Annotated in this window: 17 protein-coding genes and 1 other annotated feature (1 of these 18 only partly in view); of the genes, 8 read left to right on the forward strand and 9 right to left on the reverse strand. The window is 51.3% G+C overall.

Annotation, left to right across the window (positions count from 1 at the left end; all coding sequences use genetic code 11):
- Positions 1 to 153, forward strand: a binding site (T-box leader) (it extends 91 nt beyond the left edge of the window).
- A 98-nt stretch (positions 154 to 251) separates the two neighbouring features.
- From HFP08_RS22600 to HFP08_RS22610, 3 genes are all read left to right on the forward strand, one after another.
- The gene (locus tag HFP08_RS22600; protein WP_168122890.1) at positions 252 to 1,784 is read left to right on the forward strand and encodes a 2-isopropylmalate synthase; all 1,533 of its coding nucleotides are present in this window, start codon (positions 252 to 254) and stop codon (positions 1,782 to 1,784) included.
- A 26-nt stretch (positions 1,785 to 1,810) separates the two neighbouring features.
- On the forward strand, positions 1,811 to 3,454 hold the full coding sequence (locus tag HFP08_RS22605) for an ABC transporter substrate-binding protein (protein WP_168122891.1): 1,644 nt from the start codon (positions 1,811 to 1,813) through the stop codon (positions 3,452 to 3,454).
- A gap of 70 nt (positions 3,455 to 3,524) precedes the next feature.
- Complete coding sequence (locus HFP08_RS22610; protein ID WP_168122892.1) at positions 3,525 to 4,511, forward strand: ABC transporter substrate-binding protein; 987 nt, start codon at positions 3,525 to 3,527, stop codon at positions 4,509 to 4,511.
- Between the two features lie 66 nt (positions 4,512 to 4,577).
- Here the strand turns inward: HFP08_RS22610 and HFP08_RS22615 are convergent, their stop codons facing one another.
- Entirely contained in the window at positions 4,578 to 5,471 is an 894-nt protein-coding gene (locus HFP08_RS22615) for a DMT family transporter (protein WP_168122893.1), read from the reverse strand.
- 118 nt (positions 5,472 to 5,589) lie between these two features.
- Here HFP08_RS22615 and HFP08_RS22620 point away from each other — a divergent pair, with 118 nt between their 5' ends.
- Together HFP08_RS22620 and HFP08_RS22625 are read left to right on the forward strand one after the other, a co-directional pair.
- Positions 5,590 to 6,447 (forward strand): LysR family transcriptional regulator, encoded by an 858-nt coding sequence (locus tag HFP08_RS22620; protein ID WP_168122894.1) that lies wholly within the window; start codon positions 5,590 to 5,592, stop codon positions 6,445 to 6,447.
- Positions 6,448 to 6,474: 27 nt separating this feature from the next.
- Positions 6,475 to 7,275, forward strand: coding sequence for an alpha/beta hydrolase (locus HFP08_RS22625; protein ID WP_168122895.1), 801 nt, complete (start codon positions 6,475 to 6,477; stop codon positions 7,273 to 7,275).
- A 55-nt stretch (positions 7,276 to 7,330) separates the two neighbouring features.
- Here HFP08_RS22625 and HFP08_RS22630 read toward each other — a convergent pair whose 3' ends face one another.
- Entirely contained in the window at positions 7,331 to 8,251 is a 921-nt protein-coding gene (locus HFP08_RS22630; protein ID WP_168122896.1) for an aldo/keto reductase, read from the reverse strand.
- A 101-nt stretch (positions 8,252 to 8,352) separates the two neighbouring features.
- On the opposite strand from HFP08_RS22630, the gene HFP08_RS22635 reads away from it, so the two are divergent.
- On the forward strand, positions 8,353 to 8,724 hold the full coding sequence (locus HFP08_RS22635) for a MerR family transcriptional regulator (protein ID WP_168122897.1): 372 nt from the start codon (positions 8,353 to 8,355) through the stop codon (positions 8,722 to 8,724).
- Between the two features lie 18 nt (positions 8,725 to 8,742).
- Here the strand turns inward: HFP08_RS22635 and HFP08_RS22640 are convergent, their stop codons facing one another.
- A complete protein-coding gene (locus HFP08_RS22640; RefSeq protein WP_168122898.1) occupies positions 8,743 to 10,332 on the reverse strand; it encodes a hypothetical protein in 1,590 nt (529 codons plus the stop codon).
- Positions 10,333 to 10,485: 153 nt separating this feature from the next.
- Positions 10,486 to 10,824, reverse strand: a complete 339-nt coding sequence (gene ytxJ / locus HFP08_RS22645; RefSeq protein ID WP_168122899.1) for a bacillithiol system redox-active protein YtxJ — start codon at positions 10,822 to 10,824, stop codon at positions 10,486 to 10,488.
- Between the two features lie 134 nt (positions 10,825 to 10,958).
- Between ytxJ and HFP08_RS22650 the strand changes: the two genes are divergently transcribed.
- Positions 10,959 to 12,104 (forward strand): glycerate kinase, encoded by a 1,146-nt coding sequence (locus HFP08_RS22650; RefSeq protein WP_168122900.1) that lies wholly within the window; start codon positions 10,959 to 10,961, stop codon positions 12,102 to 12,104.
- Here the strand turns inward: HFP08_RS22650 and HFP08_RS22655 are convergent.
- The gene (locus tag HFP08_RS22655) at positions 12,079 to 12,963 is read right to left on the reverse strand and encodes a helix-turn-helix domain-containing protein (RefSeq protein ID WP_168122901.1); all 885 of its coding nucleotides are present in this window, start codon (positions 12,961 to 12,963) and stop codon (positions 12,079 to 12,081) included. The genes HFP08_RS22650 and HFP08_RS22655 overlap by 26 nt on opposite strands.
- A gap of 119 nt (positions 12,964 to 13,082) precedes the next feature.
- Between HFP08_RS22655 and HFP08_RS22660 the strand changes: the two genes are divergently transcribed.
- Entirely contained in the window at positions 13,083 to 14,618 is a 1,536-nt protein-coding gene (locus HFP08_RS22660; RefSeq protein WP_168122902.1) for a sulfatase family protein, read from the forward strand.
- 122 nt (positions 14,619 to 14,740) lie between these two features.
- On the opposite strand, the gene HFP08_RS22665 is transcribed toward HFP08_RS22660, so the two are convergent.
- The 4 genes from HFP08_RS22665 to HFP08_RS22680 form a co-directional block, all read right to left on the reverse strand.
- Positions 14,741 to 16,303, reverse strand: coding sequence for an ABC transporter substrate-binding protein (locus tag HFP08_RS22665; RefSeq protein ID WP_168122903.1), 1,563 nt, complete (start codon positions 16,301 to 16,303; stop codon positions 14,741 to 14,743).
- A gap of 51 nt (positions 16,304 to 16,354) precedes the next feature.
- Complete coding sequence (locus HFP08_RS22670) at positions 16,355 to 17,245, reverse strand: carbohydrate ABC transporter permease (protein ID WP_168122904.1); 891 nt, start codon at positions 17,243 to 17,245, stop codon at positions 16,355 to 16,357.
- A 17-nt stretch (positions 17,246 to 17,262) separates the two neighbouring features.
- Positions 17,263 to 18,246 (reverse strand): ABC transporter permease subunit, encoded by a 984-nt coding sequence (locus HFP08_RS22675; protein WP_346768757.1) that lies wholly within the window; start codon positions 18,244 to 18,246, stop codon positions 17,263 to 17,265.
- A 221-nt stretch (positions 18,247 to 18,467) separates the two neighbouring features.
- Positions 18,468 to 20,801 carry a helix-turn-helix domain-containing protein gene (locus HFP08_RS22680; RefSeq protein WP_168122905.1) on the reverse strand — a complete coding sequence of 778 codons (2,334 nt, stop codon included), beginning with the start codon at positions 20,799 to 20,801 and terminating at the stop codon, positions 18,468 to 18,470.
- Positions 20,802 to 20,824 lie beyond the last annotated feature (23 nt).

A 20,824-nucleotide genomic window follows, 5' to 3' on the forward strand; every position in this document is an offset into this window, starting at 1 on the left:
CGTCTATGAGCAGCTGCCTGATCATATCATGTAGGGTAAGCCGGGATTCCGCCGTTACAAGGATAGACGGTGATGGCCGTTGAAGAAGATTGTTCCCCTGAGCGCATCGGGAACGAATTAGAGTGGTACCGCGAGTTCAACCTCGTCTCTATACGCAGAGACGGGGTTTTTTTGTTGTTCAAAATCCGGATTTGAACAGCCTCGCTTTATATATAAGCATCTCAAATAAATGTAAGCGGGAGGTTAGCAAGATGAGCAGAAACATTATTATATTCGATACGACATTGCGCGACGGCGAGCAGGTGCCCGGCGCAAAGCTCAATATACAGCAGAAGGTTGAAATCGCGCAGCAATTGAAGCGGCTGAAGGTGGATATTATCGAAGCGGGCTTTCCCGCTTCCTCAGAGGGAGATTTTCGAGCGGTGCAGGAAATTGTGCGAAGCGTTGGCGATTCCGTATCCATTACGGCGCTGGCCAGAGCGGTGAAATCCGATATCGAGGCGGTATACGAGAGCATCAAGCTGGCGCAAAATCCGCTTATTCACATCGTGCTCGGCACTTCGAACATTCATGTGGAGAAGAAGTTTAATCGCTCGAAGGATGCCGTGCTGCAGATGGGCGTGGATGCGGTCAAATATGCAAAAACCTTAATGCCGCAGGTACAATATTCGACGGAGGATGCGTCCCGCTCGGATTTCGAATATTTGTGGAAGACGATCGATGCGGTGGTGAAGGCTGGCGCGACTATGATTAACGTGCCCGACACGGTCGGTTATGCGGTGCCGGAGGAATTCGGGGATTTGATCCGCAGAATCAACGAAAGGCTCAAAAACGTGGACGATCGGGTTGTGCTCAGCGTGCATTGCCATAATGATCTTGGACTTGCGACCGCCAATACGCTGCAGGCGATCAAGAATGGGGCGGACAAAGCGGAATGCACCATTAACGGTCTCGGAGAACGGGCGGGAAACGCCTCCCTGGAGGAGGTCGTGATGGGAATCAAGGTGCGAGAAAATTATATGGGTTGCAGCACTGGCGTCAATACAAGCGAGCTGCTGCGCACCTCGCGCCTGGTCAGTCATTTAACCGGACTGGATGTGCAGGTGAACAAGGCGATAACAGGGGACAACGCCTTCGCCCATTCCTCCGGCATTCATCAGGACGGCTTGCTGAAGGATAAGCAGGTGTACGAGATTATGTCGCCCGCAGATGTCGGAGCGGAGAGCATGGAGCTGATTCTGACGGCGCGCTCCGGCAGGCATGCCTTCAAAAACGCGGTGGAGCGGTTGGGCTTTGACAAGGGCGGCGATGACGATTTCGAAGCGTTGTTCGGCAAATTTCTGGCGCTGGCCGATGCAAAGAAGGAGGTTTACGATCATGATGTGTTCGATCTGGTGTTGGAGCACCGCTCGATGGCATCGAGTCCCAAGCAGTTGTTCGAGCTCGATACGTTCGAGGTCATCAGCAACGATCGGTGTCCGACGGCAACGGTTGCGTTGCGCAAAGGCGATGAACGGCTGACCGGGAACAGCGCGGGTGAAGGCCCGATCGATGCGCTGTACTCCGCAATCAGAGCCGTCATCGATTTGGATGTCGAGCTTAAGGATTATAAGATAGGCAGTCTGTCTCGCGGCAAGGAAGCGGTCGGAAGAGTCTCTATTCGACTGGAGCATGACGGCAAAACCTATGCAGGCAGAGCCATGGACAAGGATATTATAAGAGCAAGCGGCATCGCGTTCCTGAACGCGGTCAATGGTGTCGTGCTGGATATGCAGGAGCAGTAATAAGATTATGAAAGCGGGTTTTCATCATGGAGGAAACAGGCTTGGTCGCAGCTGGCGAGGCCATGTACAAAGTAAGGGATATTCGCTTCTTGACGATGCGGGAGCTTTTGCGGGGAGATGTCGTTCTCGAAGCGAAAGCTTCTTGCGCGATAGTTATTGTGCTGGGCGGACGGATCGCGATTAAGGCAAATTCGCAATCCTGGACAATCGGTCTCGCCGATTGCGTGCGAATTCATGACGATTGTCCAGTGGAATTAGCGCTGGATTCCGGGTTGGGAGAGGTTATGGCTTTGTCTTATGAATGCTTCCTTCTCCAAGCGGACGGGACGCCTGCGCCTCAACTTCAGGAGCGTGCGCGCGACGGTCATCCCCAACCGACCGACTTTTTCAGCCTGGAGGGAAATTGGCAGGCCGCATGCAGGGAAATGGCGATGAAATGGGAGAGGAACACGATACAGGATCGATTGTTGTGCGATGCAATGTTGATTCAATTGCTATGCGCCTCAATTGGCAAGTCCATGTATTCTGATCCTGTTGTCTGCGAAAGCGGGGTCGCGAGCGCAGCGGCCTATATGGAGCAGCATTTTGACGAGGATATTTCGAATGATCGATTGGCCAAAAGATGCGGGCTCAGCACGGCGCATTTTCGCGAGGCATTCAAATCCCGCTACGGATGCACCGCAATGGACTATCTCTCTTCTTTGCGCATGGGGTATGCGAGCGGTCTGATTAATCAAACGGAAGCCAAGCTGAACGAAATTTCGGTGCAGGTCGGCATACAAGATGAGTTTTATTTCAGCCGCAAATTCAAGAAGGCGTTCGGAATCTCACCGTCCGAATATCGAACCCGCCATCGGAGAAGGGTAGCCTCTTGCACCTTCAGCGGCACGGGACAGTTGCTTGCCTTGCAGGTTATTCCGCATGCAGCTCCGCTTCATGGCGATTGGACGGAATATTATGCGAGGCAATACGGACATATGATTAACGTGCATTTGAAGAGCGAAGAGCATCTGGAACTGAATGACGAAGAATTGGAACGATTGGCTGCGACGGAGCCGGAGCTGATTCTTGCAAGCGATCTTTATGCCGAAGGGGAACGAAGCAAGCTGAACCGAATTTCGGATGTTCTGTATTTGCCGTCATCCGCTCATTGGTCGGAGCAGCTCCAGCTGCTGGCGGACAGGCTGGAGCTTGGCTCGGAAGCGGAAAGATGGATTCGATTGTACAACAACCGGGTGTATGCTGTTCGTACAGAATTAGCGCGATATACGTCTTCCCGCACCATTATGTCTGTTGGAATCAGCGGCAGGCAATTGTATATATACGGCGAGAAGCGTATGGGGGCGCTGCTGCATCACGAACTGGAGTTGTCGCCCGCTTGCGAAATTCCCGCAAAATCCAATTATGAAAAAATAACAAAAGAGGGGCTGGAGAAGATTGATCCGGATATTTTGCTGCTGGTGATCTGGAAGGATCCCATCTCCGCACATACCTGGAAACAACTGTCTCAGTCTCGCCTGTGGAAGGAATTAAAAGCCGTTCGCACGAATCAAGTGCATCATCTGCCTGTGGATCCATGGCTGGAGTATTCCGCATATGCGCATGCGCGGGCGCTTGGCATTATTCAGAATCGCCTGTCCGCAAATCATCCATGGATCAACTACGGATAGTCCATGGCAGTCCTGGAAAGAGCTATATATAATCTCTAATGAGAATAGTTATCACTACAGGAGGATGGATATGCACAAGAAGAGGCTATACGTTGCCGTATTGGCAATGATGCTGGTTATGGTATTGGGGGGCTGCGGCAATTCGGACAATAAAGCTTTGACGAATGGAAACGAAGGTTCAGTGAATGCAAACCGAACTGCCGAAGCAGACGGGACGGAGGCAGAGGCAACACGCCTGGTGACGGATGAACTGGGCCATGAAGTGAAAGTTCCGAAAGCCCCTGTCAACATTATGGCGCCTTATCAAGAGGATTCCTTATTGATGCTCGGTATTACGCCGGTTGCCCAATGGTCATCCGGCGGTACGGTGCAAACCTACCTGCAGGACAAGCTGGCAGACGTTCCCGTCATTGATATGAGCGCCGCATTGTCGCCGGAAGCCGTGCTTCAGTTCAAGACGGATCTGCTGGTGCTGCATACGGCTAGCATGGGCGAAGGAGAATTGTATGAACAATATACGCAAGCCACTCCAACCTATGTGTTCGAGAACGCGCTTGGGGACAGCAGGGAGTCATTGAGGAAGCTGGGCGATCTTCTGGGCAAAAAGGCGGAAGCGGAGGCGGCTTTAAAGAAGCATGACGAGCTTTTGTCAGACGTGAAGAATGAAATTAACGCCAGGGCGGGGTCTGTGAAGATTGGTATTGTTCAGATTAACAGCAAGAAATTCAGAATGTTTGGCAATGTTTATTTTGCCGGGCCGCTGCTCTATAACGAGCTTGGATTCGAACAGCCCGAGCTTGTGAGAGATAAGGATATTGTAGATCTGTCATTGGAAGTGCTGCCTGAGCTCGATGCCGATTTTCTCTTCGTCATCGATCAGAACGGCGGGGAGGGACAGACAAAGGAGATTATGGAGAGCAAGGTGTGGAAGAGCGTGCCGGCCGTAAAGCAAAATCATATGTTCATCGTGGATCCGAGTCATTGGCTCGGCAACGGTCTAATCGCAAACGAGATGGTTGCGGAGGATGTTCGCGATTTGATCTTGCATGCAACATAACGCATGAACAAAAGAAAGACCAAGAGAGAAGCTTCTTCGGCTTATGAGGAAGCTTCTCTCTTGCATTCAGATGCTGGCTTTATTGTTCCGCGCGACATAGGCTAAGGCTCGGCTTTTTCGATTCACGAGAATGATACCGAAGCAAATCAAGGCTCCGCCGCTTGCAACATACCAAGTGACAGGCTCATGGAGCAGGAGTCTGCTCATCAGGACGCCGAACAGAGGTACGAGGAACAGGAAGGAGCTTGTTTTGCCTGCATCGCTGTTTTTCAATAGATAATACCAGAGAGAGAACTGGATCATGGAGCATAGAATCGCAAGAAGAAGCAAAATCGACACCGAAGCGGTAGTTGTTCTAAAAGAAATAGGTTCCGTGCATAAGCTAAGAACCAGCAGTATAAATCCTCCAAACAGCATTTGATAAGCCGCAAGCGCCGTCATGTCAAAGGCTGGCCCCCAACGCTTCGTAAGCATGGTTGCCAGCGCAAAGCAGAAGGCGCCCGCCAAGCAGATAAAGGTTCCGGGATTAAGCGACATCGAAAGTCCGAAGGCGACGGCAACGCCGCCGAAACCGAGCACTACGCCAATCCACTGTCTCGCGCTGTAAGAAACTCCGCTGATAACGGAGCTTAGCAGGATAACAATTAACGGATTCATGCATGTAAGAATGGCTGATTCCCCCGAAGAAATCCAGTTCATGCTGTAATAGGCGCAGCCCATGACGCCCGCGCTTTGGAACAAACCGATTGCGGCTGCTTGCAGCCATTGTTTTCGTCCACGGGGGCCAGGTTTGCCAAGCATTTTCACAATCGGGATCAACAAGCTGCCCGCAAGGAGATAACGGATTGCCATGAGCAAGAAGGGAGGCGCATAGTCCATTCCAAGCTTCCCAAGCGGGAACGCTATGCCCATTAGAAAGGTGGTTAATAGAAGTAGACTGAAATATTTCGATGTTTGCATAGCCATTGTCTCCTTTGCTGTGATATCTCTATTGTATTCTCTCGTTGAAATTAAGTATAATGATTGTAAATGATGAATAATATCACTAATTATGATAGCAACTGAGGAGGGCTTGCCAATGGAAAGCTCCGAGCTGCGCATCTTTCAGGCCGTTGCAGCCGAAGGCACGATTACGAAGGCGGCGGAGCGACTGGGCTATGTGCAATCGAATGTGACGACGCGTATCCGGCTTTTGGAGCAAGAGCTTGGCACCAGCTTGTTCCAGAGGCATAATCGCGGGATGACCTTAAGCTCCAGCGGGAAAGCCTTGCTGCTTTATGCAGACAAAGTGATTGGCCTGCTGGACGAAGCGAAGCGGGCGTTGACGACGGAGCTTGAACCTGGCGGCTCGCTCTCGATTGGTTCAACGCAAACCTGCGCGGCTCTAAGGCTTCCCGGTTTGCTGGCTGAATATTGCAAAACCTATCCGAAGGTTGAAGTTTCTCTCAGCACCGGGCATTCCCAGCTCATGATTGACAAGGTTTTGAATTATGAGCTCGAAGGAGCCTTTATCGGCTGCTATTGCAATCGAAGAGATGTCGAGCAAAGCTTGATTTTCGAGGAAGAGCTGGTTATTGTTGCGAATCGAAGCGTTCATGATTTGGAAGAAGCGATTGCGAAGCCTATTCTTGTATACAGCAAGGGCTGTTCGTATCGCGAGGTGCTGGAGGAGTGGCTGCGATCGAGGCGGCATCCCTTCCCTGCTGTTATGGAGTTCGGAACCTTGGAGGCGATCATGGGAAGCGTTGCCGCCGGGCTCGGTATTTCCTTAATGCCGAAAGCGATCGTGGAGAGGTATAATGGAGCAGGGGCATTGAGAAGCTTCGAGATTCCGGGTCAAACAAGCAAACAGCCGACCATGTTCATTTGCCGCAAGGATCTGGTTAGAAGCAGTGCCATGCGGGCTTTCATGGAGACTTTGCCCGCAGCTCAATAAACAGAAATAGAGGGGAATCAGACATTCATGAAACAATTATTATGGCAGGAGAATGCGCCGCATGCGCTTGGCAATGAAGAGGAGGACAAGCCTTACCTGGAGTTGTTCCTGCTGGAGAGCAAGAAACCGAAGAGTCTCGTTATCGTCTGTCCGGGCGGCGGATACATGGGCAGATCGCATCATGAAGGACCCATAATCGCACAGTGGTTGAATTCCATCGGCGTGTCGGCGGCAGTGCTGCACTATCGGGTGCATCCGTATGGTTATCCGGTTCCTATGATCGATGCGCAGCGTGCTGTCCGTTACGCGCGTTATTTCGCATCGGAGTGGAATGTCGATCCTGATCGTATCGGCTTGATGGGCTTTTCAGCGGGCGGTCATCTGGCTGCGACCGTCGGAACGCATCATGATCAAGGAATAGAGCGGTCGATCGATGGCGTAGACAGGGAGAGCTGCCGTCCGGATGCACTGATCCTGTGTTATCCCGTCATCAGCTTTCAGGACGAATACACGCACGTCGGTTCCCGGGCTGTACAACTGGGCGAGGATCCGGATCCGGAGCTGATCGAGTTTTTGTCCAACGAGCTTCACGTGAAAGAGGATACGCCGCCGACCTTTCTCTGGCATACTGCGGAGGACAAGGCGGTAGTTCCCGAGAACAGCCTGCTCTTTGCCATGAGCCTAAGCAAGCACCGCATTCCGTACGAGTTGCATATTTTCGAAGAAGGGGTACACGGCATTGGGCTTGCCGAGGATGTCCCGGATACGGCCGAATGGAGCAGATTGGCGGAAAGATGGCTAATCAGACTCGGCTGGACAAGCGCCTAAAAAAAACTCTCCTTTCGAACCGTTCGGGTCCGAGAGGAGAGTTTTTTTTAGGCTTTTAAGGTAGAATGTTGCCGGCAGCCTTGTAGATGCCGTACCATTCTTCTCTTGTGAGAGGAATGTCGGAGCCTTGGCAGCAGTCCTTCAATCTTCCCAGATTCATGGTACCGGTGACGACCTGGATATTCGCCGGATGGCGGGTAATCCAAGCGACAGCGATTGCGGTATTGGCAACATTGTACTTGTCCGCCAGACTGTCGATCAGTTTGTTCAACTCCGCGTATTCCTCGAGATCGCCGAGGAACGGACCGTTGAAGAAGCCCTTCTGGAACGGAGACCAGGCTTGCACGGTTATGCCGTTCAATCGGCAATAATCGAGAATGCCGCTGTCGCGATTGACGGATTGATCGACATTCATATTGAAGGCGATGCCGGAATCGATCATTGGCGTATGCGCGATGCTGAATTGGAGTTGATTCACAATCAGCTTCTGCGAGAGATGCTTCTGCAGGAGCTCGGTCTGCATCGGCGTATGATTCGACACGCCGAAATGGCGGACCTTGCCGCTCTTCTCCAGCTCGTCGAACGCTTCGGCCACTTCCTCCGGCTCCACCAGGGCATCGGGACGATGCAAGAGGAGAATGTCGAGATAATCGGTGTTCAAACGCTTCAGGATGCCTTCGGTCGATGCGATGATATGCTCCTTGGAGAAGTCGAAGAAGCCTTTGCGAATGCCGCATTTGCTCTGAAGGATCATCTGTTCACGTAAGGACGCGTTCATGCCGATCGCTTCGGAGAAATAGGATTCGCATTCCCCGCCGCCGTAGATATCGGCATGGTCGAAGAAATTGATTTTCTCTTCCATCGCTGTGCGGATCAGAGTCTCGGCCTCGGATAACGACAGTTGTTTAAGCCGCATATTCCCCATGACGATATTGGATACTTGAAGATCTGTCCCTGCAATTTGAATATATTTCATGCGCGTCTCAAAACTCCCTTCACATCTTGTTCTCTTCTACGATAAATGATAGAGTACACTCTAGGTCAAGTCCATATTCCACTAAAGATCGGAGAAAAACGATGAGCTATACCATTTCTCAAGTGGCGGAACGCACCGGCATATCCATCTACACCCTTAGATATTATGATAAAGAAGGTTTGCTTCCATTCATTCATCGGGAGAGAGGGAAGCGTGTATTCGAGGAGCAGGATATCGACTGGATCGATTTGATATGCTGCTTGAAAAATACCGGCATGCCAATCAAGGAAATCAGAAGCTTGATCGCGCATTGCATGGATCACGGCGCCGTGCTGGAGAAGGGGATGGATATTCTTCTCCAGCATAAGCGACAAGTAGAGGAGCGCTTGAAGGAAGTGCAGCGGAATTTGAAAACGATTGATTATAAGATGAAGCATCTTCCCCGAATGATTGAGGACAAGTTCAACCGTTGACGATACGCAGACGGCGGATTACAGATGAATTTCCTGTGCCGAGCGATGCGTGAAGCAGAGCGAATGACCAAGAAAGCTCTCATACTCGGCGGAAAGCTCCGTCTCATTGAAGACGGGGCTGCGCTTGCGGCTCGCTTCCATGAAGGAGCTAAGCGAGTCAATTCCCTCGTTCGCCGCCTCAATAAGCGAAACCGCCTCGACGACAACGCCATTGGCGTCGCCTTCTTCCGCTTCCACCACATATCGATCGCTCTTCTTGAGAAAGGTAAACGGCTTCATGAGATGAACGGCGAAGAATACATTGTCGACTTGACCGTAAAGCGAATTTCCTTCCGCATGCCAATTGCCAAGCGGCAACACGCCGACGATTCCCTGCTGATTGCCTTCATTCGGCTTGTAAAGCGCGATTACCGCGTTTTGCTGAACGAAGATATCCTCGGCGTCGCTGCTGTGACGGGGATCAGAGCCGGACCGTCCTTCTGCGGGATGAAGGAAGAATGCTTGATTGATGGAATCGTGACGGACCGGCAGCGTAATATCCCAACGGTGCTGCTCGTTGTCGAATTCCTTCCTGCGCTCCAGAATGCCGCCTACCGCATATTGCTCTGTCATATAGAGATAGCATTGCAGCTTCACATCCAGCTCCTCGATTGAGGCAGGATAGAGACGCGTCAGCTCCAGCGGATAGATGCGCTCCGAGATCGACATGCGAAGCTCCTCCGGAATCTCATAGTCTAGCAAGGCTGCGAATTCCGCTTTGGGCAGCTCCTCGGGAAGCTCGAAATCTCCGAATTGCGCATAATCAAACGCGATATTCATGTCGCTCGGCGCATCGAGAGGCAAGGAGCGGGAATGCGGACCCGCCCACGCTCCCCTCAAATAATAAGCGGCTCGCTCCTGCCACAGCCACTCCAGCAATCCTTCTATATTTTCTTTAACCGCCTGATCACCGGTAATCTCCCAAGCGGCTTCGAACGCCTGGACCCAATGCCAGAACCAGGGGAGGATGCCGTATTCCGTCATGCTGTAGGTTTGCAGCTGATACAAGGTAGCCTGCACGCGGCGATGGCTGTTCTTGAGCAATTCCTTATCCCCGAGGATGGTGCCGTAGATGATGCCGGCAGCCGTATGCTTAGCTTCGTGATGATTATAACGCCGCAGCCCTTCCTCATAATAGCGGGATTGATGCAGATGGACCAAAGCCTCATAAGCGGCCGAACGAAGCGAATCTGACATATCATCTCGATATTTCTTGTAAAAGACGCCAAGCAAGCAGCCCATAATCTCGGCCGGTAGAATATGCGGGGAGGCTGCCTCGGGCTGCTCTCCCAGATTCAGAGGCCAATGTCCGTAGGTACTGCTGACAGGCTGCTTGTCTTGCAGCGCAAGCACCTTCAGCAGCACAGCTTCGGAAGTTTTCATCGCTTCTTCTTTGCCTCCGGGAAGACGAAGGCCTTGTACGGCTGCCGCGAATAAATAAGAGGCATAATAGAAATTATGGCGAATATCGTCGTGAAACCAGAAGCCGCTCGGCAATAATGGCTTCATGCTGGCTTGACGCGCGATGTTTTGCAGAATATCTTGCTTTCTTTGCTCGAATCGATTCATAGCGCTTCCCCTTCGCTGATAGATTTAATAGATGGCCCTATAAGCACAAATACCCAAGGCCAAGCTTGTTCAAACCTCATGCATGGGAAAGAGGCCGGAGGCCTCGTCTGAAGGGCAGACGGGAGCTTCCAGCCTCTTCCGGCATCGAATCCTCTAATCAAGCACGGCGCTGATATGCGCTTTCGTTACCGACCAGTGCGTCGCCGACCATACCTTCTGCTTCTTCTCGAAATAAATGATTTGCGGCGATTCATGCTTTACGCCCGTATCCTCCGCGATTTGCAGTGAGGTCGGACGCGACTCGATGACCTTCACCAGCACATAATCGACGTCTTCTCTCGGCTTGTCGTTCAAGTAATTCGTGAACTCTTCGTAAGCATTGGCGCTGACGGGACAGGTTGTGCTGTGCTTGAATACGACAAGCGGCTTATTCGCGGATTTCTCGTATGCGTCGTTCCATTCCTCAATAGAAGAAAGCTCAGTGTAATTCATCTCTAGACACTCCTCCAGCAGCTTAATGTAATTCATCATGAATGAACGTATTCATTATAACGCTGCGGGAGGGACAAGTCATCTTTATCCGTTAGAAGATGATATAATCAGGACAGATAAAGGAGCTGAGGATATTGAAAATTGTCATTGCGCCGGATTCATTCAAAGGCAGCTTGACCGCGCCGGAGGCGGCGGCCGCCATAGAAGCCGGCATTCGGAAATCCGGCTGCGAAGCCGAGATCAAACGCATTCCGCTTGCGGACGGCGGGGAGGGCACGATGATTTGCCTCGTAGAAGCGACAGGAGGCGAAATAAGGGCGGTTCAGGTTGCGAATCCGCTCGGAGAGAGAATCGCTGCCTCCTACGGCGTGCTGGGCGACGGGGAAACATGCGTCATCGAGATGGCGACGGCTGCGGGACTGTATTTGATCGGCGAGCAGGATCGAAATCCGCTGCTTACGACAACCTGCGGCGTCGGTGAATTGATTATAGCCGCACTGGATGCGGGCTGCCGCCGCTTTATTGTCGCCTTGGGCGGCAGCGCGACCAATGACGGCGGAGCGGGCATGCTGCAAGCGCTGGGCATTCGCCTCAAGAACGCAGGAGGCGAGGAGATTGGTTATGGAGGAGGCGCGCTCGAGGAGCTTCGCAGCATAGACGCAAGCGGTCTTGATCCAAGAATTGCCGAATGCGAGTTCATTATCGCTTCGGATGTCGACAATCCGTTTGTCGGGGAGAATGGCGCATCGCACGTATTCGGTCCGCAGAAAGGCGCGTCGAGCGATATGGTCGAACGGCTGGACCGCAACCTGACGAGATTCGCAGATCTCATCGAGCGGACAACTGGCAACCGTATTCACGAAATGACCGGTGCAGGCGCAGCTGGAGGATTGGCTGGAGGGATCGCGGCATTCCTCGGCGGCGAGCTGAAGTCGGGCTTTGAAATCGTGTCCGAGCATGTGTTGCTGGAGGAGAGCATCGCGGGAGCCCATCTCGTCTTCACCGGAGAGGGGCAGACCGACTTCCAGACCGCGCACGGAAAGGCGCCATGCGGCGTGGCGAGAATCGCGAAGCGCTTCGGCGTGCCGGTCATCGTTCTGTCCGGCTCGCTCGGCGAAGGCATCGAAGAGCTGCACAAGGAAGGCGTTGCGGCCGTATTCAGCATCATGAACCGGCCGATGACGCTGGCGCAAGCGATGGAAGGAAGCGCGGCACTGCTGGAGCAGGCTGCCAAGCAGCTGACGAGATTGTTCGTCAGCGGCTCCAATCATGCGAAATAAGCTTCTTCGTTGCGCGGTATTCTGTCGGAGACAGGCCGCAATAACGGTGAAAGGCTCTGGAGAACACATAGAGATTGGCATAGCCTAATGAATAAGCGATCTCTGTAATGGAATCATTCGTTTCGTGAAGCAGCTTTTGGGCTTTCTTGACGCGAATGCCGGTCATATAAAGCAGCGGCGGCATGCCGGTATGCTGCGCGAATGCGGTTGAGAAGTAATTGCGGTTCATGCCCGCCATATCCGCCAGCTGAGCGACGGTCAGTCCTTCTGTCGCATGGAGCTCCATATATTGCATGCTGCTCTCAATCCATTGCTGATGCCGCGGAACGCCGTCGCTCTTGTCCTCGCGGAACAGAGCGGAGAAGAATTGCAGCAGAGCTGATTGCATCTGCATTCCAAGCAATATAGAGGGGGAGGCATGCTCGCGCATCAAATGAAAGATTTGCTCCAGTCGGGCTTGCAGCCCATTCGACCATCGCTTCGCCGAATGGGGCGATTCAGGCGAAAAGCCCGCCTCATGGAGCAAGTGCGCGGCCTGCGGCCCGTCGAAGGCGAGCCAGTACATCTGCATGGGCTCGATATCATCCATTCTGCGATAGGAATACGTACGATTGGGAAACAGGCAATAGAGATCGCCTCCCCGCACGATCTGCTCATGAAGGTCGCTTTCGTAGAGAAGGCGGCCTTCTTTGATGTAGTGGAAGCTGTAGCAGTCCAGCCGCCTCGGCGAAACCTGATAGCCGCTCTTCCCGATGCTGCAGCCGCCTCGTACCGTCCATATCTGCCCGTTCTTCTCCCAATCGGATGGCTGATGGTAGAGAAATTCAGCGCGCTCCTTGTCAAATTCCTGCAGCTTCATTTCTAAATCCCCCTTGCTGCTCTCGTCTGTTCTGAAAAAAAGGTAAATATACCTGAGATTCGGATATGTCCATGTTCAAGCCAATTTCCTATAATTATACCATAGGAGGCGATTGAGCAATGAAGAAACCTAATATTCTGTTAATCACAAGCGATCAGCAGCATTGGAATACGCTGGGCGCATTCCAATCTGAAGTGCATACCCCGAATCTGGATCGGCTTGTGAAGGAAGGGACGACATTTACGCGAGCGTATTGCCCTAATCCCACCTGCACGCCGACCAGGGCTTCGATTATTACGGGCATGTATCCCAGCCAGCACGGCGCTTGGACCTTGGGCACGAAGCTGCTCGAAGACCGGCATACGGTAGGCGAGGATTTCCAGGCTGCGGGCTACAAAACCTCGCTCATCGGCAAGGCGCATTTTCAGCCGCTCACCTCAACCGAGGAGTATACGTCTCTGGAAGCTTATCCGCATCTGCAGGATCTCGAGAAGTGGAAGGCGTTCGACGAGGACTTCTACGGCTTCGACCATGTCGAGCTCGCGCGCAATCATACGAACGAAGCGCATGTCGGCCAGCATTACGCGCTCTGGATGGAGGAGAAGGGCTGCGCGAATTGGCGTGATTATTTCCTGCCTCCAACCGGAACGATGGATGAGAACATGACGTACAAATGGCCGATTCCGGAGGAATTCCATTACAACACCTGGATTGCGGAGCGGTCGAACGCCATGCTGGAGCAGTATAAAGAGGAGGGGGAGAGCTTCTTCCTGTGGTCCTCCTTCTTCGACCCGCATCCGGAATATCTCGTGCCGGAGCCTTGGGATACAATGTATGACGACGCGGAGCTTACGATTCCGTCCATCTTTCCCGGAGAGCATGATCTGAATCCGCCGCATTTCGCCATGACCCAGGAAGAAAATCCGGATTTCTCTCATTTGAAGGAAAGCGGTTATGGCATTCACGGTTATGGATCCCATCTCAATTACGGTTACGGCAAGAAGCAAAAGCTGACCGACTATGATCGGAAGAAGCTCGTTTCCGTCTATTACGGCATGATTTCCATGATGGACAAATATATCGGTAAAATTCTGGACAAGCTTGACGAGCTCGGCCTCGCGGAGGATACGCTTGTCGTCTTCACGACCGATCACGGCCATTTCTTCGGTCAACACGGTCTGCAGGCGAAGGGAGGCTTTCATTATGAGGATCTGATCAAGGTTCCGTTCGTCGTGCGCTATCCAGGCAAGGTTCCCGCAGGCCAAACCTCGGAAGCGATTCAATCGCTGGTCGATTTGGCGCCAACCTTCCTGTCCTTCTGCGATCTGCCCATACCGCACGCGATGACAGGCGTGGATCAGAAGGAGGTGTGGCTGGGACGGCAATCGATGGCTAGAGATCATGCGATCTGCGAATTCCGGCATGAAGCGACGACCATTCACCAGAAAACTTACGTGGACAAGCGCTATAAAATAACAGTCTACTATAATCAGAACTATGGTGAGTTGTTTGATCTGGAGGAGGATCCGGGCGAGCTTCATAACCGATGGCATGATCCGCAATATGCCGCATTGAAATCCGAGCTGCTGCTGAAATATATCTGGGCGGAGCTCGGCAAAGAATCGCTGCCGATGCCAAGAATTTGGCATGCGTAAAGCGGGTACGCCCTGAAGAGTAAAGGGCAATGATACTTGCAGCGATGGCGAGCTCTACAAAGAAAGAAGCCTGGCTTGGGAAAAATCCCCGGCCAAGCTTCTTTTTATTAGGAAAGACTGCTTTATTTCACTAAGTCTTTTTCCTTCTTGAACGCTTCCCATTGCTGCTCGGTTTCTTGCTCGATTTTCTCTTCGCCGGAGGCGATCAGCTTATCCTTGAATTTCGGAAGCTCCTTCGTCGGATCTACGGAGCCGGATTCCAGCGCGACCTCGTATTCGTTCTTGACGGCAGTGACGTTGGCGATTTCCGCCTTAATATTCGTCTCGTCCGTATTGAAGCCGCTGGTCGCTGGGACGATTGCCGTATTGTTGAGCTCGATGGTTCTCTCCCATGTGTCGGGAGCCATGCCGGGCTTCAAGTAAGCGTTGAATTGGTTGCCGAATACCCAGTCGCCGTTCGGCGCATAGCCGGAATCCTTTATCGGCTCGATATATTGATCGTCTGTCTTGGTGTAATGCTTGCCTTCGATGCCGTTGCAGATCAAGTTGTACAGGTATTTATCCGTATTAAGCAGATTGATCAGCATGAGCGCGCGCTCCGGATTTTTGGAGCTTTTGTTGATGACGTGCATGGCGCTCGCGATGCCAGTGAAGTAGCTGTCGGAAATTTGGGCATAGACCACTTCGTTGCCGCCGTTCATAGCCATTTCGCCAATCTCGCCGCCCGGTTTGGAGGTGAACTCCAGCGTTACGGCAACATTGCCTTTGCTCTTCAGATCATTAATATTCTGAATGATTGGAGCATCATCGTTGATGTAGCCGGCTTGATACCAGCTGCGCATCGTATTGAAGTATTCGGTTTTCTCGTCAAGCATAGCAAGAGCTCCGATAAAGGTATAATTAGGATCATTTTTTGCGTATGCAAAACCGCCGGAATCTACGTAATCACGGTTAGTGTAGAGTCCCCATGAGTTTTGGGCGAGGCCGAGCGGAATAATATCCGGTTCGTTTTCTTTCAGCGTTTTCAGGAACGGCTCGATGTCCTTGTACGTATGAATGGTGCCGATGTCCAGATTGTATTTGTCTACGAAGCGCTTTTGGATAGCCAAGCTCTTGGATTTGGCTGCGACTTGGTAAATGGGGAAGCCATATACTTTGCCGTCAACGGCGTACATATCCGGCCAGAATTTGTCTGGAATGTTGGCTCGGGCTTCCGGCGCGTATTTCTCGATCATTTCGTCGGTGATTTCCAGATATGCGCCCCGGTCGATATAAGGCTGATAATTGCCAAGCCAGCCCTTGGAGCTCCAGGCGATATCGAAATCCTCGCCCGCCGCGAGCATGGAGTTAAGCTTGGGCTCATATTCGTCGAAGGTAAGCGGCTTCAATGTTACGGAAGCGTTGATTTTTTCTTTCAAATATTTGTTGATTTCATCGTTAACCAGCTTCTGGTCTGGCCCTGGATCCGCTGCTACCGGATAGAGAAACGTCAGGTTGACGAACGGCAGATCGGAAGCCGCGCCGCCATCGGCAGTCGGTGAAGCGTCTCCGCCGCTTGAAGTCGGCGCGTTTGTCGGATCCGTGTTCGTCGTATTGCCGTTGTTGTTCGAGCATGCTGCGAGCATTGTCAAGCACAATGTCAGAACCAACCAGGTTGCGAGCAGAGCTTTCTTTTTGTTTTTCACGTTTGAACCCTCCATTTAGTATGAATGTATATATGGCACAATAGTCGTTCCTTATCCTTTCAAGGAACCTACTGTAATACCCTTCACGAAATACTTCTGGAAGAAAGGAAAGATGACAACCATCGGTCCTCCGGCCAGAATGGCCATCGCCATCCGCACGGACAGGGTAGGGAAGTTGGCGTATGCAATTTTGTCCGCGACCTCGGCCATCGGCGAATTGGCGAGAAATTCGATTTGTTGCAGAATGCGAACCAGCAGCAGCTGCAGCGGAATGAACTTGTCGTTGTCGATGAAGAGCAGGGCGTAATACCATTCATTCCAGTAGCCGAAGGCGATGAACAAGCCGAGCGTTGCCAAGGCCGGCGTGGACAGCGGCAGAATGATGCTGAAGAAAATGCGGAATTCCTTGGCGCCGTCGACCTTCGCCGATTCGATGATTTCTTTTGAAATTTTATCGAGAAAGCCCTTCATGATCATGATGTTGAATGGACTGAGAAGGGTGGGAATAATGAGCGCCAAAAGCGAGTTCTTCAAATGCAGATACTGCGTCATCAGAATATAGAACGGGATGAGGCCGCCATTGAACAGCATGGTGAAGAAGACATAGAACGTAATGGGCCGGTTATACCGGAAATCCATTCTCGAAATCGGATACGCCGTCATCGCGGTGAGCAGCAAGGAGATGAAGGTGCCGACGACGGTGATGAAGATCGTCACCATATAGCCGTTCAATAGCGGGTCCGGCTTTTGAAACACGATGCGGTAGGCTTCCGTTGTCCACTCTTGAGGAAAGAACTGATAGCCGTTATGAACGAGACTGTTCTCGGATGTCAGCGATATGATGATGACCAGCACGAATGGGAGCGCGATCATAAGGCACAGCACGGAAAGAAAGACAATGATGAATAGATTTAGAAAATTAAACGATTTCGTTGATAGCATGGACAATCTCCTCCAATCTAGAACAATGCGTTCTCGTTATCGACTTTTCGCACAATGAAGTTTGCGCTTACGACGGTTACCAGTCCGACGACGGATTGCAGGAAGCCTACGGCAGCCGCCGAGTTGATATCGCCAAGCTTGGTAAGCGCCCGGTACACGTACGTATCGATGATATCGGTTGTCGGAAAGTTGGGTCCGACGTTGTTCGGGACGAAATAATGCAAGCCGAAGTCACCGCGGAATATATTGCCGAGTCCAAGGATGAACAAGATGATGATGAGAGGCTTCAGCAGCGGAAGCGTAATGCGCGACATCATCTGGATTCTGGTGGCGCCGTCTAACCTTGCGGCTTCGTAATAATCGGTGCTTATGCCGGTGATCCCGGCGTAATAGACCAAAGTTGAGAAGCCGATTCCTTTCCACAATGCGACGATGGGCAGAATGAAGATCCATGGCGTCGTTTCCAAATACCATTTATGCGGCTCAAAGCCGAACCAGCCGATTATGGTGTTCAGGTAGCCGGCTTTCGTGTCGAGGAAAGCGTTTGCGATATAGCCGACGAGCACGAACGAAATGAAATGCGGCAGGAACATCGTTGTCTGGTACACTTTGATCAATTTGCCGTGCAGCTCGTTCAGCAGGAGCGCCAGCAAGAGCGCGGCGACGGTGCCGAGCACGATGTAGGATATGTTGTAAAGCAGCGTATTCCGTATGATGCGAATGGCGTCCTGGGCTTTGAATAGAAATTCGAAGTTGTCGAGACCGATCCATTTGCTTCCGAAGATGCCTTGATCATACCTGAAATACTTAAATGCCAGAATCAACCCGATCATGGGAAGATAGGCAATGACCAGCTTGAAGAGAATGCCGGGCAACGCGAGCAGCAGCAGCTCCCTGTTCATGACCAGATGCTTCCATTCCTTCTGCAGCCAATTCTTTTTAGAGCGGTTGCCCCGAATCGACGGCGGTTGTTTCTGTGCGACATGATTTGTTTTTGCCAATTATGATCTCCTCCATTTGAAGCAATCCTGTTCTGATGCCCATCATGCCATGAGAAGATTCCATTGCATAGAATAGGTTTTTCGAATTACTGTAAACCCCGACTGTACAATGTTCGAATCATTGAATTTACGCGGAATGACGGCATTTTCAAGCGCAAAACAAAACCCATTCGCCACCTTTTTGCGTGGTGAATGGGTTGTATGGATTACTGGAAGCCGCTTCAGGAAATCGATTTTTTCATGCGATATTCCTTTGGAGTGCTGCCTACCTTGGCTTTAAACAGGCGGAAAAAATAACTTTGGTTTGCGTAGCCGCATTTGTCCATAATTTCGGCAATGGTGTAGTCATCCCGCTCCAGGTATTCCTGCGCATGCTTCAATCGAACATCATTCATATATTCGGTTATCGTCATCTGATAGCTTTCCTTGAACAGCTTTCCGATATAGGCAGAGGAGAGTTTAACCGTATTTGCGATCGATTGCTGGCTTAAATTGATGTCCGCGTATTTCTGCTCGATAAGCTCCTTGATCGTCTCCAGCATCATTTGATTGCGTTCCATGACGGCAGGTCTGCCGCCTTCGCATATTTTCGAGCAGACCGCGAGCAGAGCCACATACATTTCCTCCAACGTGTCCTTGTCTTGAGCAATTTGATGCAGGTTGTCGATTTCGATATCGAAGGAGACGATTCGATTCTTATTCATGTCATTCACGACATCCTTGATGAGCCATGCCAAATTCGATACGGAGCGAATAATATCCTCGTAATCTAAAGCGGAGATGAAGGAGAAAGCCTTCTCCAGCTCATTGCCGGCATTGGTCATCTGTCCTTTCTTCAGCGCTTCCGCGAGACGCTTGCCAATCGCATCCGGCAAGGTCGTATCCTTGTTTTGCAAATTCTGCTGCATGTCTTGAGACGTTATAATCGCTTTGAAACCTTTCACGATCATATATTGGCTGAGCTGAAGCGCCTGCGTATAAGCCGAGGACAGGAACGGATATTGCGAGATGACATCGCTTATGCCGCAGGACAGGGAAACATTATAGTAGCCCTCGATCGTTTCCTGGATTTCGCGAAGCAGCGGTATGACTTGACTGAATTCCGCATGGGTATCCTCGGCGTTTCTCGAAACGATGAGCACGATATGATCGCCTCTTAGCTCTACGGCTTCGCAGGGGTATCGCCGGCTCATAATTTCGCTCGAGATATTGACGAATGCGAAGTTGTAGAGCTTCTTGGAGGAGCCTGCCGCTTTGCTGTCGTAATCGGCGAAGCGGTCGATCTTCAGCACGCATACGAGCAGCGGATCCTTTATCGAAATATTGAGCTCATGCTTTTTGATGAGATGCTGCATATCGAGATGGGTGAACAGCTGGCTTTCTGTTAGAAATTTTCGAATATAGTACTTGTTCACAATCTTCTCCGAGCTGATTTCCTTCCATTTATTTGTCAGCTCCAGGATATTTTCGCTCATGAGTCCGAGCTCGTCGCGAGGCTTCGAGGCCGCCAGCTTATTGTCGGACAAATACGGATTTATTCGCTTAATCATGCTTTCGATCGGGTTGTACAGCTTATAAGACAGCCAAATCGAAATCGCAATAGCTAGCACCAGGGAAATGCCGGAGAGCAGCAAGGCATGATTGCGCGTTTCGGTGACGATTTCCATAAGCTTATCATAGGATTGAACATACAGTATGGTCCAGGAGCCGTAGCCGTCATCCATATATGTGATCATGTTTTTCTCGCCGGACCACTTGCCGATTACGAATCCGGCAGAATGCCGATTGGTCAATTTATCTGCTTGTATAAGCTGTTTTACGTTGTTCTGGTTCTCTTCAGAGGCCGTTAATCCGCTCAGATCGGAGGAGAGAATTTGACCGTCCTGAGTCTGAATATACACCTCGCCCTGATCGCGCCCGCTGCCGACATTCATCTTCTTCAAGCTCTCGAATACCCAATCCGATTTGATGAACAGAATGATCGCGGACTGCTGATTGGTGAATGGCTTGAGCGAGTCTGTCACGATGAACGCGAAGGTGTCGACGCGTCCTTCATCCTGCGTAAGGCTCATCGGAATGAGTCGATTGGTGGGCTGCTGACCGTTGTTCAAGATGGAATTGCGAATGCGTTCTTTCGTAATTCCGCCGTCCAGCAGGAATTGAGCGTTCGTGCCGTACAACTCCGACTTGACCTTGTTGTAGATGACCATTGATTGCAGGAAGGAGGAGCTCTCCATAATATTGTTCATTTGCTGATGTCCCCGGATAAAATCCATTTCGGGAATGTCGCTGCTGAACATTAGCGGAATAAGAAATTGATCCCGGTAGACGAATTGCGCCAGCCGGGAGATAATATCGTTCATATAGGTCAGATTATACTGAATTTGCGATAGAACCTTAAGATTGGAATCCTCTTGGACGGATTTTACAGACTTCTCCAGTACGTATGTGTTGGAGACGGAGGTTGCGACGATGACCATGACCATCGTAGCCATGATGGAGAACATGACTCGCTGCAAATATTTTTTGGATTTATAAAATCCGAATACTTTCATTCGATTCAAGCCCCCCCTGATTT

It is taken from the genome of Paenibacillus sp. HB172176 (assembly GCF_011947265.1).
GTDB lineage: Bacteria > Bacillota > Bacilli > Paenibacillales > Paenibacillaceae > Pristimantibacillus.